Origin of the sequence: Pantoea sp. K16 (genome assembly GCF_048452805.1) — a bacterium.
Lineage (GTDB): Bacteria > Pseudomonadota > Gammaproteobacteria > Enterobacterales > Enterobacteriaceae > Pantoea > Pantoea agglomerans.
Genome location: NZ_JBLWNV010000012.1, coordinates 99,085 through 114,522 on the forward strand (window position 1 = coordinate 99,085; position 15,438 = coordinate 114,522).

Here is a 15,438-nt window from a genome sequence, read left to right on the forward strand (position 1 = left end):
CATAATCCTGTCTAACGACGCGTGACTTTACGCGTATCCACCAGCGCCATCGCCAGTCCGACCACCAGACCGGCGACGTGCGCCGCGTTGGCAATAGCCAGACCAAAGACGCCAAACCAGCCAATCACCAGCCAGACCAGCGCAAAACCGATCAATCCCCGTTCAAGATAGACGCCGCTGTCGGGATCGCGCTCCCCGCGCAGCCAGCAGTAACCCATCAGGGCATAGACCACGCCCGACAGGCCACCAAACCAGATGCCGCTGAACTTCGCCTGCAGCCAGCCGCTGAGCAGAGCCGAAATCAGCAGGATGACAAAGAGTTTGCCGCTGCCAAGTCGCTTCTCAACCGCGCCGCCCAGATACCACCACCACATCAGATTAAACAGAATGTGCAGCAGTGAAAAGTGCAGCAGCGCATGGCTGAACCAGCGCCAGACCTGAAGATGCTGATCGGCATCCGGCCAGGAGAGCCAGGCCATCACGGTGCGATCGCCCATGACCTGCATCAGAATAAATATCGCGATACAGAGCACCATCAGCGTCATGGTCAGCGGACCGGCACGCTCACGGATATTCGCCCAGATATTGCTGCGCTCATAGCGCAGGCCACTGTCAGTTTTTCCGCTATGCCAGCTGGCGGCCTGATAACGCGGATGGTTAGGGTCGTGCAAAAACTGCTGAAGTTCGTTTTCGACCAGTGAAATCTTGCTCTCATCATCCAGCATGATGACGTAGTGATTTTCATGCTCAATACGCAGCGTGATGCCCCGCGTCGCCATGTAGTCAACAAAGGCCTGCGCCATGCGGGGCTGATTAAATTGAGTAATGCGCATCAGTAACTCTCCATGTGACGAGCGGCAATCTATTCGCTGCCGAGGGCAACCTGCTGAGGAAAGGCAGCACGCCAGGCATCAAAGCCGCCATCAATGCTGTACGCCGCGCTGAAGCCCTGTCCCAGCAGATATTGTGCCGCGCTTTTGCTGCTGTTGCCGTGATAGCACATCACCAGCACCGGCAGGCTGTGATCGGCGCCGCTGACAAAATCGCTGAGGTTGGTGTTGGTCAGATGCAACGCACCCGCCGCATGACCCAGGGCATAACTTTGCGGATCGCGGATATCTACCAGCAGCGCACCCTGCGCCAGACGCGCCTGCGCCTGCTGCACATCAATACATTCGAACGTTTCCATGGGATCTCTCATAACAGCGTCACAATAGCGCGTAGTGTAACCCGAGAATCCACGCCGATAACCTGACAATCGTTACGGCTATCGGTTTTTTTGGTGGGCAGAATGTTAGCTATATCACGCAAAAATGTTTTTACCTGGTTAAAAGCTGGCGTCAATGTTGGTTTGCGATTATGATTATGCTCGAAAACGAACATTAGTGAACTATTCCGAACATCGGAGGAGATGACGTGGAAACCAAAGACCTGATCGTGATCGGCGGCGGCATCAACGGTGCCGGCATTGCAGCAGATGCTGCAGGACGCGGACTGTCGGTGTTAATGCTGGAGGCGCGGGATCTGGCTTGCGCGACCTCCTCTGCCAGTTCAAAACTGATTCACGGCGGCTTGCGCTACCTTGAACATTACGAATTCCGTCTGGTCAGTGAAGCACTGGCCGAGCGTGAAGTGCTGCTGAAAATGGCTCCGCATCTGGCGTTCCCGATGCGCTTCCGTCTGCCGCATCGTCCGCATCTGCGTCCGGCGTGGATGATTCGCACCGGCCTGTTTATGTATGACCATCTTGGCAAGCGTACCAGTCTGCCAGGCAGTAAAAGTTTGCGATTTGGCACGGATTCGGCCCTGAAGCCGGAAATTACGCGCGGATTCGAATATTCTGACTGCTGGGTCGATGATGCCCGCATGGTGGTACTGAACGCACAGGAAGTCGTGAAGCGTGGCGGCGAAGTCCGTACCCGCACCCGCGTGACCCGTGCCTGGCGTGAAGGCGGCCTGTGGAAGGTCGAAGCGGAAGATGTCGACAGCGGTAAAACCTTTACCTGGCAGGCGAAAGGCCTGGTCAATGCTGCCGGCCCGTGGGTCAAACAGCTGTTCGACGACAGCCTGAAGCTGAAATCACCTTACGGTATTCGCCTGATCAAGGGCAGCCACATCGTGGTGCCACGCGTCCATACCGAAAAGCAGGCTTACATTCTGCAGAACGAAGATAACCGCATCGTGTTTGTCATCCCGTGGATGGATGAGTTCTCTATCATCGGTACCACCGACGTCGAGTACAAAGGCGATCCGAAAAACGTCAATATTGATGACAGCGAGACCGACTATCTGCTGAAAGTGTTCAACGGACACTTTAAAAAGCAGCTGACCGCTGACGATATCGTCTGGTCCTATTCCGGTGTCCGTCCGCTGTGTGATGACGAATCCGATTCGCCACAGGCGATAACTCGTGATTACACCCTGGATGTGCGCGACGATAATGGTCAGGCTCCGCTGCTGTCGGTGTTTGGCGGCAAGCTGACCACCTACCGTAAGCTGGCAGAACATGCGCTGGAGAAACTGGCGAAGTACTACCCGAACGCGGGCCCGGCATGGACGAAGAACTGCGTGTTGCCAGGCGGAAATATCTCCGGCACCCGTGAAGATTATGCGGCCAGCCTGCGTCGTCGCTATCCGTTTATCAGTGAAAATATGGCGCGCCACTTCTCGCGCACCTACGGCAGCAGCACTGAAACCCTGCTGGCTGGCGCGAAAAGCCTGGACGATCTGGGCGAGAACTTCGGTCACGAGTTTTACGAAGCAGAATTACGCTACCTGGTGCAGCATGAGTGGGTTCGTGAGCTGGATGATGCTATCTGGCGTCGTACCAAACAGGGCATGTGGCTGACCAAAGAGCAGCAGGCGCGAGTCACCGAGTGGCTGGCAGCGAAAGCTAAACCCGCCCTGTCGCTGGCATCATAAACGGACAGTAACTAACTAAAGAATCAGAAAGCAGGCTTCGGCCTGCTTTTTTTATGTCTGCGATAGCGGGTCGGTGAATCCGGGTGCTGATCCAACAGGTTGCGCTTTTCAGCGTGTAGCAGAGTTTATTTTTGTACAACGTACTTTTTATTAAAAATGCCAGGCTCAAACCATTTTTTATACAGAAATCCGTTTATGCGATCACATTTTTGGTCAGCGCCTAAACTCAACTCTTTCTGCTTCGCATATCAAAACGTTCACATCCTATTGTTACTGTAAATATAACGTTCAGGCTTTTTGCTTAATTGAACGACGTCATCAGAAAGCACAAACTTTCCTCAGTAAAAACGAAACAACCGTTATTTTAATCAGGAGGTTGAAATGAACACAGGCCAAACGCCTGCCCGGGAATGGAACACACGCCGCAGTGAAAAAGCGCGTCGTCTGGCATCCTTCCCTGTTGATGGCAAAGTCATTCCTACTGAAAGAGCTGTAGAAGCATTTGAAAAACTGATTGCACCGGGCGACCGGGTGGTACTGGAAGGGAATAACCAGAAGCAGGCCGATTTTTTATCACGTACCCTGGCTGAGGTTAATCCGGCGATAGTACACGACCTGCATATGATTATGCCGAGCGTGGGTCGCAGTGAGCATCTGGATATTTTCGAAAAAGGCATTGCGCGTAAACTCGACTTCTCTTTTTCCGGTCCGCAAAGTCTGCGTATTTCTCAGTTGTTAGAAGATGGTCAGCTGGAAATAGGCGCAATCCACACCTATATCGAACTCTATTCCCGCCTTTATGTCGATCTGAGTCCAAACGTCGCGCTGATTGCCGGTTATAAAGCTGACCGCAAAGGCAACCTTTACACCGGCCCGAGTACTGAAGATACGCCTGCCCTGGTGGAAGCCGCCGCGTTCCGTGACGGTATCGTGATTGCCCAGGTAAATGAGCTGGTCGATGACGAGACCGACCTGCCCCGCGTCGATATTCCCGGCTCCTGGATCGATTACATCGTCGTAGCCGATAAACCTTTCTTTATCGAACCGCTGTTTACCCGCGATCCGCGCCTGATTAAACAGGAACATATCCTGATGGCGATGATGGCGATTAAAGGCATTTACGCCGAACATCAGGTGCAGTCACTTAACCACGGTATCGGTTTTAACACCGCCGCGATCGAACTGCTGCTGCCTACCTACGGCGAACAACTCGGCCTGAAAGGCAAAATCTGTAAGCACTGGACCCTTAACCCGCATCCGACGCTGATCCCGGCGATTGAGAGCGGCTGGGTTGAAAGCGTGCACTGCTTCGGTGGCGAACTGGGCATGGAAGAGTACATTCGCGCCCGTCCCGATATCTTCTTCACCGGCAGCGACGGCTCTATGCGCTCTAACCGCGCCTTCTGTCAGCTGGCAGGTCAGTATGCGGTGGATATGTTTATCGGTGCCACCCTGCAGGTCGATGGCCTGGCAAACTCCTCAACCGTGACCCGCGGTCGCCTTTCTGGGTTCGGCGGTGCGCCTAACATGGGCCACGATCCACACGGCCGACGCCATGCCACGCCTGCATGGCTCAATATGATCACCGAACCGGATCCGATGCAGCGCGGTAAAAAACTGGTGGTTCAGATGGTGGAAACCTTCCAGGCCGGTGCCAAACCGACCTTTGTTGAAACGCTAGATGCCGTTGAAGTGGCGAAATCGACCGGTATGCCGCTGGCACCGGTGATGATTTATGGCGATGACGTCACCCATGTGCTGACCGAAGAGGGTATTGCCTATCTCTATCGCGCGGAAAGCCTTGAAGAGCGCCGTGCGATGGTCGCTGCGGTAGCCGGTATCACCGATATCGGCCTTGGCGTCGATGCGGCGCGCGTGGCGGCCCTGCGTAAAAGCGGCAAAGTGGTCTATCCGGAAGATATGGGCATTCGTCGTTCAGATGCGACCCGCTCACTGCTCGCCGCCAGCAGCGTCTCTGACCTGGTGGAATGGTCGGGTGGTCTTTATAACCCACCGGCAAAATTCCGGAGCTGGTAATGAAACTTCTGTCGCAGACTCAAACCGAGGCGCAGGCCAGCCAGCTGGCGATGATTGCGCGCGATTGTCTGACCGATGAAGCGCGGCTAAGCCCCAAGCCGGGTCTGGTAGACAGTCGGGGAAACGGCGCGCATCAGGACCTGACGCTGGCGCTGATGGAGCGTTCCGCTCACAGCCTTGTGCCGACCTTTCTGGCGCTGGCCCGTCACAGCTGGCTGCGCCCTGCTGATATTGCCCTGCGCGAAACGGTGGGTCGGCTGGGCCGTGACGGTGAACAGCAGATGATGGCGGCAACCGGCGGCGTCAACACCCATCGGGGTGCGATCTGGGCGCTGGGACTGCTGGTCAGTGCTGCAGCCATGCACGGTGGCGCGGCCAGTGCCGACCAGCTGACCCGCACAGCAGCCGCGCTGGCCAGCCTGCCCGACCGCGCCGCACCAAAACTGTTCAGCAAAGGGTTAAAAGCGACGCATCGCTATCAGGTGCCCGGCGCACGCGAAGAGGCGCAACAGGCGTTTCCTCACGTGATGAAGCTGGCGCTGCCGCAGCTGCTGACCAGTCGTGCAACGGGTGCCAGTGAAAATGAAGCCCGCCTTGATGCGCTGATGGCGATCATGACCTCGCTCAGCGATACCTGCGTGCTGTCACGGGCCGGTATGACCGGACTGAAAGCGATGCAGCAGGGAGCACGCGCCGTGCTGCTGTCTGGCGGCTGTCGCACAGCAGGCGGCCAGAAGGCGCTGGCGCAGCTCGATCAGCGCATGCTGTCGCTCAACGCTTCGCCTGGCGGGGCCGCCGATTTGCTGGCCGCGACGCTGTTCATTGATCGGGTCTGTTCACCTGAACATTCTTATTTCTAGAGGCCATTATGGAACACATCACATTATCTTTACCTGCTAACCGCTCACTCAGCGGTAAAGCTCTGGCAGGGGTCGTTGGTTCCGGTGATATGGAAGTGCTGTACACCGCAACTGAAGGACAAACGCTTAGCATTGATATCACCACCTCACTGGATAACAGCGACGCCCGCTGGAAGGCGCTGTTTGACCGCCTGAATTTAACCAACGGTCTGCCTGCCGGAAAGCTGATTATTCACGATTTCGGCGCGACACCCGGCGTGGCGCGTATCCGTATTGAACAGGTTTTTGAGGAGGTGAGCCATGCGTAACGATGCCAGTTTTATTGAATTACGCGCCCGTGAGCGCGCCCGTGCACTGCTGGACGACGGCAGCTATCGCGAACTGCTGGATCCTTTCGAAGGCATCATGTCGCCGTGGCTGGCCCCGCAGGGTGTGGTGCCGCAGTCAGATGACGGCATGGTGGTGGCACGCGGCACGCTGAACGGTCAGCCTGCGGTCGTTATCGCCATTGAAGGCACCTTCCAGGGTGGCAGCATGGGCGAAGTCTCCGGTGCCAAAATGGCGGCGGCGCTGGAACTGGCAGCCGAAGACAACCGCAATGGAATACCCACTCAGGCGGTGCTCTGCCTGGAAACCGGCGGCGTGCGTTTACAGGAAGCCAATCTGGGGCTGGCGGCGATTGCCGATATTCATGCCGCGATTGTCGATCTGCGCCGCTATACCCCGGTTATCGGCATTATTGCCGGTACCGTCGGCTGCTTTGGCGGGATGTCCATCGCCGCTGCGCTGTGCAGCTACCTGATTGTGACGCGTGAAGCGCGCCTGGGGCTGAACGGTCCACAGGTGATTGAGCAGGAAGCGGGCATTGAAGAGTATGACTCGCGCGATCGTCCGTTTATCTGGAGCATGACCGGCGGTGAAATCCGCTACGCCAGCGGCCTGGTCGATGCGCTGGTCGGTGATGGCGTCAATGCGGTTAAGAGTGCGATGAATGACTTCATCGCCAAAGGCGTTCCGGCGCAGCACCGCAGCGATAAATATGCCGATTTCCTGCCACGTCTGACGCAGTTCGACACCCGTCAGCAGGCGGACACGGCGCAGATTAAACAGCTTTTCGCCCGGGAGGATAAATAATGACCCAGACAAACAGCCGCGGTGCAATCTGGCTGGAAAAACTTGCACCTGATGCGCAGCGCCTCAGCGGCCTGTGCGCCTCTGTCCAGGTGGCGGACGGTGAACTTAATGGCGAAAGCGTGCGCTTTATCGCCGTGGTGCCCGATGCACAAAACCACTATCCACGTGCCGCGAGGGGCGAAGTCGGTCTGCTGGAAGGCTGGACGCTGGCGAAAGTGGTGAATGAAACGCTGGAAGAGGACAAGAACAGCGACGTGAAACGCCCGATTGTGGCGGTGATCGACGTGCCAAGTCAGGCCTATGGCCGTCGCGAAGAGGCGTTCGGTATTCATCAGGCGCTGGCCGGGGCTGCAGGCGCTTATGCCAAAGCACGCCTTGCGGGTCATCCGGTGATTGGGCTGATTGTTGGCAAAGCAATGTCTGGTGCCTTCCTGGCGCACGGTTATCAGGCCAACCGCCTGATTGCGCTCAACGATCAGGGTGTACTGGTGCACGCGATGGGTAAAGAGTCCGCCGCGCGTATCACGCTGCGTTCGGTGGAGGCGCTGGAGAAACTGGCGGCGACCATTCCGCCGATGGCCTATGACGTGAATAACTTCGCCACGCTGGGTCTGCTCTCCGATCTGCTGAACGTGGCCAATCCCGATGCGCCTTCTGACGCCGATGTGGCGATGGTCGAGATCGCGTTGCAGAAAGCCATTAGCGATGCGCGTCAGGATCCGAGCCTGAAAAACCGGCTGGGCGCATCCAATCGCCACAGCTCCTCCCTGGTTCGCGAGCGGATGCGCGCAACCTGGTAATTAAATAAAAAAATAAACCTGCCGAAACCGGTCTGACGGGGCGCATTGCTAAGTGCGCCCCGGGGCAGTGGCCGTGTTCAGAATTATAAACATCGCTGTTAACAGAAAATTCTTTCTTAAATACAGGTGATTTATGATTTATATAATTGTTCATGCCCTTGCTCCGATTTTTGTCATCATGCTTCTGGGTTTCTGGGCCGGTAAGGCCGGAATGGTCAACAACAAAGACGTCTCTCTGCTGAATATTTTTGTCATGGATTTTGCACTGCCCGCCGCGCTGTTCAGTGCCACGGTACAAACGCCCTGGCCGGGCATCGTGGCGCAATGGCCGCTGATTGTGGTTATTACCGGCGCAATGTGGATTACCTATGGGGCTGTCTATTTCGCGGCTACAAAAGTTTTCAAAAAGTCACCGCAGGATGCGGCTGTGCTGACACTGACTGTGGCGCTGCCAAATTACGCCGCGCTGGGCCTGCCCATTCTGGCCAGCGTACTGGGTGAAAATGGCGCCACCTCGCTCTCGGTAGCGGTCTCCATCGCCTGTGGTTCAGTGCTGCTTACACCGCTTTGCCTGCTGATTCTGGAACGTGAAAAAGCGTTTGCCGACGGCACCGAACACGGTTCAACCCTGACCATGCTGCCGATTCTGATGTGGCGTTCAGTGAAAAAACCGATCGTACTGGGACCGTTGATTGGCGTGGTGTTATCAGCGCTGGGCGTTAAAATGCCTGATCTGGTGCTGGCCGCCATCAAACCGCTGGGTCTGGCTGCCACGGCCGCTGCACTCTTCCTGACCGGTGTCATCCTGTCGGCACGCAAACTGAAACTCAACGCGGTGGTGGGCGTCGGCACGGTGACTAAACTGCTGATTCAGCCCTTTATCGCCTGGGGTCTGGTGCTGGCATTGGGTCTCAGCGGTCCGGTGGCAATTACCGCCATTCTGATGATTGCGCTCTCCGCCGGTTTCTTCGGAGTGGTGTTTGGCAACCGCTTTGGCGTGCAGTCGCCGGATGCAGAGGCTGTGCTGCTGCTCAGCTCTATTCTCTGTATTTTGTCATTACCGCTGTTCATTACGCTGACATCAGGAATGTAATATGAGCTCTGTACCGCGCCCCCACGATCTTCTCTGGCTGCGAGACGGCAACGCCTTAGCCGCCATCAGTGAGAGCTGGGTCAGTCAGTTCTGGCATCCCGGCCTTCCGGTCGTGGTGCGGCGCGACAGAAGCGAAACCGGGCTGATACCGGTGGGTGTGCGCGGCAAGCGTCGCGAACAGCGCGCCGCCGGATGGGTCAATGCAGCGGACATCGTTCGCGTTGTCACACCGGAGATGCTGGCGGCGCGTGCGCAGTTGCTTGCCTCGCCGTTCACCGCTTATGCGCCGGTCGGCGCGGCGATTGCCCTCAGTGAGCACGACTGGCCGTGGCGCTGGGGCATTACCGGCAGTACCGGTTACGCACTGGCAACTCAGCAACCCACGCTGCATGCCGCCAGCGATCTTGATTTAGTTATTCGCGCGCCAGAGCCGCTGGCGCGCGATGCGCTGCAACGCTGGCAGGCGCAAACCGACACGCTGGCCTGTCGGGTCGATACGCAGATAGAAACGCCGTCCGGCGCGTTTGCCCTCAGCGAGTGGCTGCGTGAAGGCCGCGCGCTGGTTAAAACCGTTACCGGGCCGATACTGACCGCTTCACCCTGGAGCAGGGAGCTACAATGAAAATACTCTTTACCTTTCCCGGCCAGGGCACTCAGCGTGCCGGGATGTTACAGCACCTTCCCGACGGCGACGCCCTGTTAAACAGCGTGCGTGCAGTGCTGGGCGACGAGACTGACCAGCTCGACAGTGCCGATGCACTGCGCCACACGCGCGCCGTGCAGCTCAGTCTGCTGATCTGCGGTGTCGCCTGGGCGCGCGAGCTGATTCGCCGTGGGGTGAAACCCGATATCGTCAGCGGTCTGTCGATTGGCGCGTTTCCTGCTGCGGTGATTTCCGGCGCGCTGGATTTCAGTGATGCTTTGCGGCTGGTGGCACTGCGCGGCGATCTGATGGAGCAGGCTTATCCGGAGGGATATGGCCTGACCGCCATCACCGGCCTGACGCTGAGTCGTCTGGAAAAACTGCTGCCCGGCAGCAACACCTATATCGCCAACCTGAATGCGGAAACGCAGATTGTGATTGCTGGCCGCGACGAGGATATGGCGGTAGTCGCGCAGAAAGCGCTGGATGCCGGTGCCAGCAAAGCGATTAAACTCGCGGTGAGCGTGCCGTCGCACTGCGCGCTGCTGGATAAGCCCGCCGCAGAACTGGCGCGCGCATTCGGGTCCGTCAGCCTTTCCCGTCCCCATTGCGCTTACCTCAGCGGTTCAACCGGACGCGTGATTTGGGAGCCGGAGAAGATTGCCGACGATCTTGCCTTTAATATGGCGCGTACGGTGCAGTGGAATGATGCGATGGTTTCAGCCAATCAGCGCGATGCCCGACTGGCGATTGAGATGCCGCCTGGCAATGTGCTGACCGGCCTGACGCTTCAGGCGGGCTGGCAGGGCGACGCGATTTGTCTGGAGCGCAACAGCGTTGAGGTTGCACTCCATCTGGTTAAACGGCTGAGTCAGTAAGGCTGCGGGCGTACATCCGCCCTTCTGCCGCCAGTGCCAGCAGGTCATTATCCCGTTCGCGGCGATGTGAGTAGACAATCGAGATCTGCTGACGCATCTGGTAAGGCTCAGCGAGCGTCAGCAGCTGAATGTTGTTTTCATACACCTTCTTCATCCGTCCCGGAATCAGCGCCAGGCCGACGCCCGCCTGCACCAGGCTTATCATCGAGAAGATGTCATTCACCTGGGTGACCATGCGCGGTTCAAATCCGGCTATCTGGAACGCCTCCTGCGAACCGGCATAGGTGGCAAACCCTTCAGCCAGCGAGACAAAATCACGGTCGGCATAATCACGCAGATCCACCGGACCGGCTCCGTCCCGCATCTCCCCGGCCGGTGTGGCCAGAAAGATCCTGTCCTCAAACAGCGGAATCACATCAAAATGCGCGTCGCTGAGTTCGCCGTCATCGGTGGCGATCAGAATCGCATCCAGCGCATCATCTTCAAGCATATTCAGCAACATTTGATTGGAACCCATGGTCAGATCGAGCTCCAGCGTGGGCCGACGTAGCTTCATGCCCATGATCAGCCGGGGAATGGTCTCCAGCGTCAGGGAGTAGAGCGTGCCAAGTCGCAGACGCCCTCCGCCGATGCCTGCGACTTTGCGCGCCTCTTCAATGCCTTTGCCCATCAGGGTGGTCACATCGCGACAGTAGTCCAGCAGCGTCCAGGCGGCAGGTAGCGGCACCAGGTTGCGGCCCTTGTGGATAAACAGCGGGCAGTCGATGCCCTCTTCCAGCGTATGCAGTGCGCGATGCACGCTGACGCTGCTCAGCGCCAGCGCTTCCGCCGTACGGGCGATATTGCCCTTGCTCATAAACATCATGAAGACGCTGAGTTTACGGAAGGTAATTTCCTGGTTGATGTTGTCACTCATTGCTGCTGTTGCCTGTAGGGTCATTTTGCTTTCCCGCATAGTAGCGATTCTCAGCCAGGGTGTAATGATCTGGCTCGCACAAGAGGCACTTACGGAGGCAGAGGCGATAAGAGGCTGAACCTTCTGAAAGAGGAGCGGGATAGACGGTGAGCAAAAAGAGCAACGGAGAGTGCGGCCGATCCCTCGGCCGCAAAGAAAGTCAGAAACCTGACTGCACGCGCCTTACAACCTTACTGGCGAGATATTCCAGATCTCATCAGCGTACTCCTGAATCGTACGGTCCGACGAGAAGTAGCCCATTCCGGCGATGTTTTTAGCCGCGCGGCGTTGCCACTCATCCGGTTTACGGTAGAGCGCATCCACTTTATCCTGGGTATCCACATAGCTGCGATAATCCGCCAGCAACTGGTAGTGATCGCCGAAGTTGACCAGTGAATCGAACAGATTGCGGTAGCGGCCCGGATCCTGCGGACTGAACAGACCGGAAGCAATCTGAGTCAGCACCTGATGCAGCTCTTCATCCTTTTCATAATAGTCACGCGGGTTATAGCCCCCTTTACGCAGGGCTTCGACCTGCGGCGTGGTATTACCGAAAATGAAGATGTTCTCTTCACCGACGTGATCCAGCATTTCAACGTTGGCCCCATCCAGCGTACCGATGGTCAGCGCGCCATTCAGCGCAAACTTCATATTACTGGTGCCGGACGCCTCTGTCCCTGCGGTAGAGATCTGCTCAGAGAGATCGGCCGCCGGAATAATGATCTGTGCCAGGCTCACGCTGTAGTTCGGGATGAAGACCACCTTCAGTTTGTTCTTCACCTGCGGATCGTTGTTGATCACATTGGCGACATCGTTGATCAGATGAATGATGTGCTTGGCAACGTAATAGGCCGACGCCGCTTTACCGGCAAAGATATTGACGCGTGGCACCCAATCCGCCTGCGGATCGGCCTTGATACGGTTGTATCGGGTGATCACATGCAGCACGTTGAGCAACTGGCGTTTGTACTCGTGAATACGCTTGATCTGCACATCAAACAGCGCGTTCGGGTCGAGCACCACGTCCAGATTCTTCGCCACCCAGTCGGCCAGCCGACGCTTGTTCTGATACTTGGCGACCGCCACTTTTTCAATAAACGCCGGATAGTCGATCTGCGCCTTCAGCTCGCCCAGCTGGCTGAGATCGGTGCGCCAGTTGCGGCCAATCTCCTCATCCAGCACCTCTGACAGCGCCGGGTTCGCCAGCGCCAGCCAGCGACGCGGAGTGACGCCATTGGTTTTGTTACAGAAGCGACCAGGGAACAGACGGGAGAAATCGGCAAACAGCGACTGTACCATCAGGTTGGAGTGCAGCTCCGAAACGCCGTTTACTTTGTGGCTGACCACCACCGCCAGCCAGCCCATGCGTATCCGGCGGCCATCGTTTTCGTCGATGATCGAAATGCGCGACAGCAGATCCAGGTCATCGGGATAGTGATCCTGAATGGTCTTAAGGAAGAAGTCGTTAATTTCAAAAATAATGCTGAGGTGACGCGGCAGGATCTTGCCGATCATATCAACCGGCCAGGTTTCCAGCGCTTCGGTCATCAGCGTATGGTTGGTGTAGGAGAAGACCTGACAGCAGACGTCAAAAGCGTTGTCCCAGCTGAATTTATGATCGTCGATCAGCAGACGCATCAGTTCGGGGATCGCCAGCACCGGATGGGTATCATTCAGGTGAATAGCGATTTTATCCGCCAGGTTGTCCCAGGTCTGATGCATCCGCCAGTGACGATTCAGAATGTCCTGCACCGTCGCGGAGACCAGGAAATATTCCTGACGCAGGCGCAGCTCGCGGCCTGAGTAGGTCGAATCATCCGGATAGAGCACGCGCGACACGTTCTCGGAGTGGTTTTTATCTTCCACCGCCGCAAAGTAGTCGCCCTGGTTGAACTTGCCGAGGTTGATTTCGTTGCTGGCCTGCGCGCCCCACAGCCGTAAGGTGTTGGTAGCGTCGGTGTCAAAGCCCGGAATGATCTGGTCATAGGCCATCGCCAGGATCTCTTCGGTCTCCAGCCAGCGCACTTTCGCGCCTTCGTGCTGGACGCGGCCACCAAAGCGCACTTTGTAACGGGTATTGAAACGCTGGAATTCCCACGGATTACCATATTCAAGCCAGTAATCCGGCGACTCTTTCTGCTCACCTTCCACAATGTTCTGTTTGAACATGCCGTAATCATACCGGATGCCATAGCCACGGCCCGGCATGCCCAGCGTCGCCAGCGAGTCGAGGAAACAGGCTGCCAAGCGACCCAGACCACCGTTGCCCAGCCCCGGATCGTTCTCCTCTTCCATCAGCTCGGCCAGATCCAGACCCATCTCATCCAGCGCCTGGTTGAGATCGTCATAAATCCCCATCGCCAGCAGCGCATTGCCCAGCGTGCGGCCCATCAGGAACTCCATCGACAGGTAATAGACCTGCCGGACATCCTGAGAAAGCTGAGCACGGCTGGAACGCAGCCAGCGCTCCACCATCCGGTCGCGCACCGCCAGCAGCGAGGCGTTAAGCCACTCATGCTTATTGGCGATAGAGGGATCTTTGCCGATGGTAAACATCAATTTATAGGCAATCGAATGCTTTAAGGCATCAACCGTCAACGTTGGTGAGGCGTAAGTGAAAGGTGCATTCATATCCAGTTTTCCCAATCCGTTACATCAAACGTTGGTAGAGATCGCGGTAGGCTTGTGCTGCCACCTGCCAGCTAAAGTCCATCGCCATTGCCTGGCGCTGAACATAGCGCCAGAGCGAAGGACGGGACCACAACACAAACGCGCGCCGGATAGCCCGAAGCAGTGACCAGGCGTTGGCATCTTCAAAACTGAATCCACTGGCGATGCCGTCGGCCAGGTTCTCCAGTGAGCTGTCATTCACGGTATCGGCCAGCCCGCCGGTGCGGCGTACTAACGGCAACGTACCATACTTGAGGCCATAAAGTTGTGTCAGACCGCAGGGCTCAAAGCGACTCGGCACCACAATCACGTCCGCGCCGCCGACAATGCGGTGTGAGAACGCTTCGTGATAGCCGATCTGCACGCCGACGCTGCCCGGATGCTCTGCCGCCGCCGCCAGGAAGCCCTGCTGCAGTTCAGCATCGCCCTGGCCCAGCAGCACCAGTTGACCGCCCTGCGCCAGCAAGCCGGGCAGCGCCTCCAGCACCAGGTCCAGCCCTTTCTGTTTGGTCAGACGGCTGATCACGCAGAACACCGGCGCTTTATCATCCACCTTTAGTCCCATCGCCACCTGCAGCTGACGTTTGTTCTCCGCTTTCGCTTCCAGCGTGTCGCGGTTATAACGCGCGCTGAGCAGCAGATCGTGCGCCGGATCCCAGATAGAGGGATCAACGCCGTTGAGAATGCCGCTGAGACGGCCTTCACGCATCCGCTGTGCCAGCAGGGTTTCCATGCCGTAAGCATATTCGGCAGAAGTAATTTCATGGGCGTAAGTCGGGCTGACCGCCGTGATATGGTCGGCGTAAAAAAGTCCCGCTTTCAGGAAGGAGATCTGACCGAAGAACTCCAGCCCGTGCATGTTAAAGAACGACCATGGCAGGCCAATCTCTTCCATGTGGTGCGCCATGAACAGCCCCTGATACGCCAGGTTGTGCACGGTGAAGACCGATTTAGCCGGACGACCACGCGCTTCCAGATAGGCGCAGGTCAGGCCTGCGTGCCAGTCATGGGCATGCACAATATCGGGACGCCACATCGCGTCCATGCCGCACGCCAGTTCACAGCCAACCCAGCCCAGCAGCGCAAAGCGCAGATAGTTGTCGACATACGCAAACTGCGATTCGTCATGGTAAGGACTACCCGGACGATCGTAGAGGCCGGGAGCATCAATCAAGTAGATGCCCACACCGTTAAATTCACCAAATAGCAGACGTACATGACCGGCAAATGTTTCTCGCTCTGTCACGACCTGGAGATCAGGTATGCCTTTGCGCAATGCGGGAAAAGCGGGCAGTAGTACCCGCGTATCCGTGCCGCCCGCAATTTGTGCCTGAGGTAATGCCCCGACTACATCAGCCAGTCCGCCCGTTTTTAGCAGCGGGAAAAGTTCCGAACAGACATGTAAAACCTGCATCCTCGACCTCATTAAGTTATCCGACACGCTCC

Annotated in this window: 14 protein-coding genes; 9 read left to right on the top strand and 5 right to left on the bottom strand. The window is 57.2% G+C overall.

The annotated features are described in order from the left end of the window. Positions 1 to 11: 11 nt before the first annotated feature. Together glpG and glpE are read right to left on the bottom strand one after the other, a co-directional pair. Entirely contained in the window at positions 12 to 833 is an 822-nt protein-coding gene (glpG, locus tag ACK13D_RS16550) for a rhomboid family intramembrane serine protease GlpG (RefSeq protein WP_010671549.1), read from the bottom strand. A 29-nt stretch (positions 834 to 862) separates the two neighbouring features. Next, positions 863 to 1,189: a thiosulfate sulfurtransferase GlpE gene (gene glpE / locus ACK13D_RS16555; RefSeq protein WP_033759026.1), complete on the bottom strand. Its 327-nt coding sequence runs from the start codon at positions 1,187 to 1,189 to the stop codon at positions 863 to 865. A 227-nt stretch (positions 1,190 to 1,416) separates the two neighbouring features. On the opposite strand from glpE, the gene glpD reads away from it, so the two are divergent. The 9 genes from glpD (at position 1,417) to mdcH (ending at position 10,367) form a co-directional block, all read left to right on the top strand. Further along, positions 1,417 to 2,922: a glycerol-3-phosphate dehydrogenase gene (gene glpD / locus ACK13D_RS16560; protein ID WP_010253210.1), complete on the top strand. Its 1,506-nt coding sequence runs from the start codon at positions 1,417 to 1,419 to the stop codon at positions 2,920 to 2,922. A 381-nt stretch (positions 2,923 to 3,303) separates the two neighbouring features. Beyond that, on the top strand, positions 3,304 to 4,959 hold the full coding sequence (mdcA, locus tag ACK13D_RS16565; RefSeq protein WP_010253213.1) for a malonate decarboxylase subunit alpha: 1,656 nt from the start codon (positions 3,304 to 3,306) through the stop codon (positions 4,957 to 4,959). After that, entirely contained in the window at positions 4,959 to 5,819 is an 861-nt protein-coding gene (locus tag ACK13D_RS16570; protein WP_050680525.1) for a triphosphoribosyl-dephospho-CoA synthase, read from the top strand. Before mdcA ends, ACK13D_RS16570 begins: the two co-directional genes overlap by 1 nt. 8 nt (positions 5,820 to 5,827) lie before the next feature. Further along, positions 5,828 to 6,127, top strand: coding sequence for a malonate decarboxylase acyl carrier protein (gene mdcC, locus ACK13D_RS16575; RefSeq protein ID WP_010253220.1), 300 nt, complete (start codon positions 5,828 to 5,830; stop codon positions 6,125 to 6,127). After that, positions 6,120 to 6,953 (top strand): biotin-independent malonate decarboxylase subunit beta, encoded by an 834-nt coding sequence (locus ACK13D_RS16580; protein ID WP_010253223.1) that lies wholly within the window; start codon positions 6,120 to 6,122, stop codon positions 6,951 to 6,953. The genes mdcC and ACK13D_RS16580 overlap by 8 nt, the downstream gene beginning before the upstream one ends. Next, complete coding sequence (gene mdcE, locus ACK13D_RS16585; protein ID WP_033768059.1) at positions 6,953 to 7,753, top strand: biotin-independent malonate decarboxylase subunit gamma; 801 nt, start codon at positions 6,953 to 6,955, stop codon at positions 7,751 to 7,753. Before ACK13D_RS16580 ends, mdcE begins: the two co-directional genes overlap by 1 nt. Before the next feature lie 133 nt (positions 7,754 to 7,886). Then, a complete protein-coding gene (locus tag ACK13D_RS16590) occupies positions 7,887 to 8,846 on the top strand; it encodes an AEC family transporter (RefSeq protein WP_010253228.1) in 960 nt (319 codons plus the stop codon). 1 nt (position 8,847) lies between these two features. Then, complete coding sequence (locus tag ACK13D_RS16595; protein WP_064691034.1) at positions 8,848 to 9,468, top strand: malonate decarboxylase holo-ACP synthase; 621 nt, start codon at positions 8,848 to 8,850, stop codon at positions 9,466 to 9,468. Further along, on the top strand, positions 9,465 to 10,367 hold the full coding sequence (mdcH, locus tag ACK13D_RS16600) for a malonate decarboxylase subunit epsilon (protein ID WP_010253234.1): 903 nt from the start codon (positions 9,465 to 9,467) through the stop codon (positions 10,365 to 10,367). The genes ACK13D_RS16595 and mdcH overlap by 4 nt, the downstream gene beginning before the upstream one ends. On the opposite strand, the gene ACK13D_RS16605 is transcribed toward mdcH, so the two are convergent. The 3 genes from ACK13D_RS16605 to glgA all read right to left on the bottom strand — a co-directional run bounded on the left by ACK13D_RS16605 (position 10,348) and on the right by glgA (position 15,406). Next, complete coding sequence (locus tag ACK13D_RS16605; RefSeq protein ID WP_033768056.1) at positions 10,348 to 11,283, bottom strand: LysR family transcriptional regulator; 936 nt, start codon at positions 11,281 to 11,283, stop codon at positions 10,348 to 10,350. The two genes, mdcH and ACK13D_RS16605, sit on opposite strands and share 20 nt — an antisense overlap. A 222-nt stretch (positions 11,284 to 11,505) precedes the next feature. Then, the gene (gene glgP, locus ACK13D_RS16610) at positions 11,506 to 13,953 is read right to left on the bottom strand and encodes a glycogen phosphorylase (RefSeq protein ID WP_010253240.1); all 2,448 of its coding nucleotides are present in this window, start codon (positions 13,951 to 13,953) and stop codon (positions 11,506 to 11,508) included. A gap of 19 nt (positions 13,954 to 13,972) precedes the next feature. Next, a complete protein-coding gene (glgA, locus tag ACK13D_RS16615; protein ID WP_010253243.1) occupies positions 13,973 to 15,406 on the bottom strand; it encodes a glycogen synthase GlgA in 1,434 nt (477 codons plus the stop codon). Between the last annotated feature and the right edge of the window lie 32 nt (positions 15,407 to 15,438).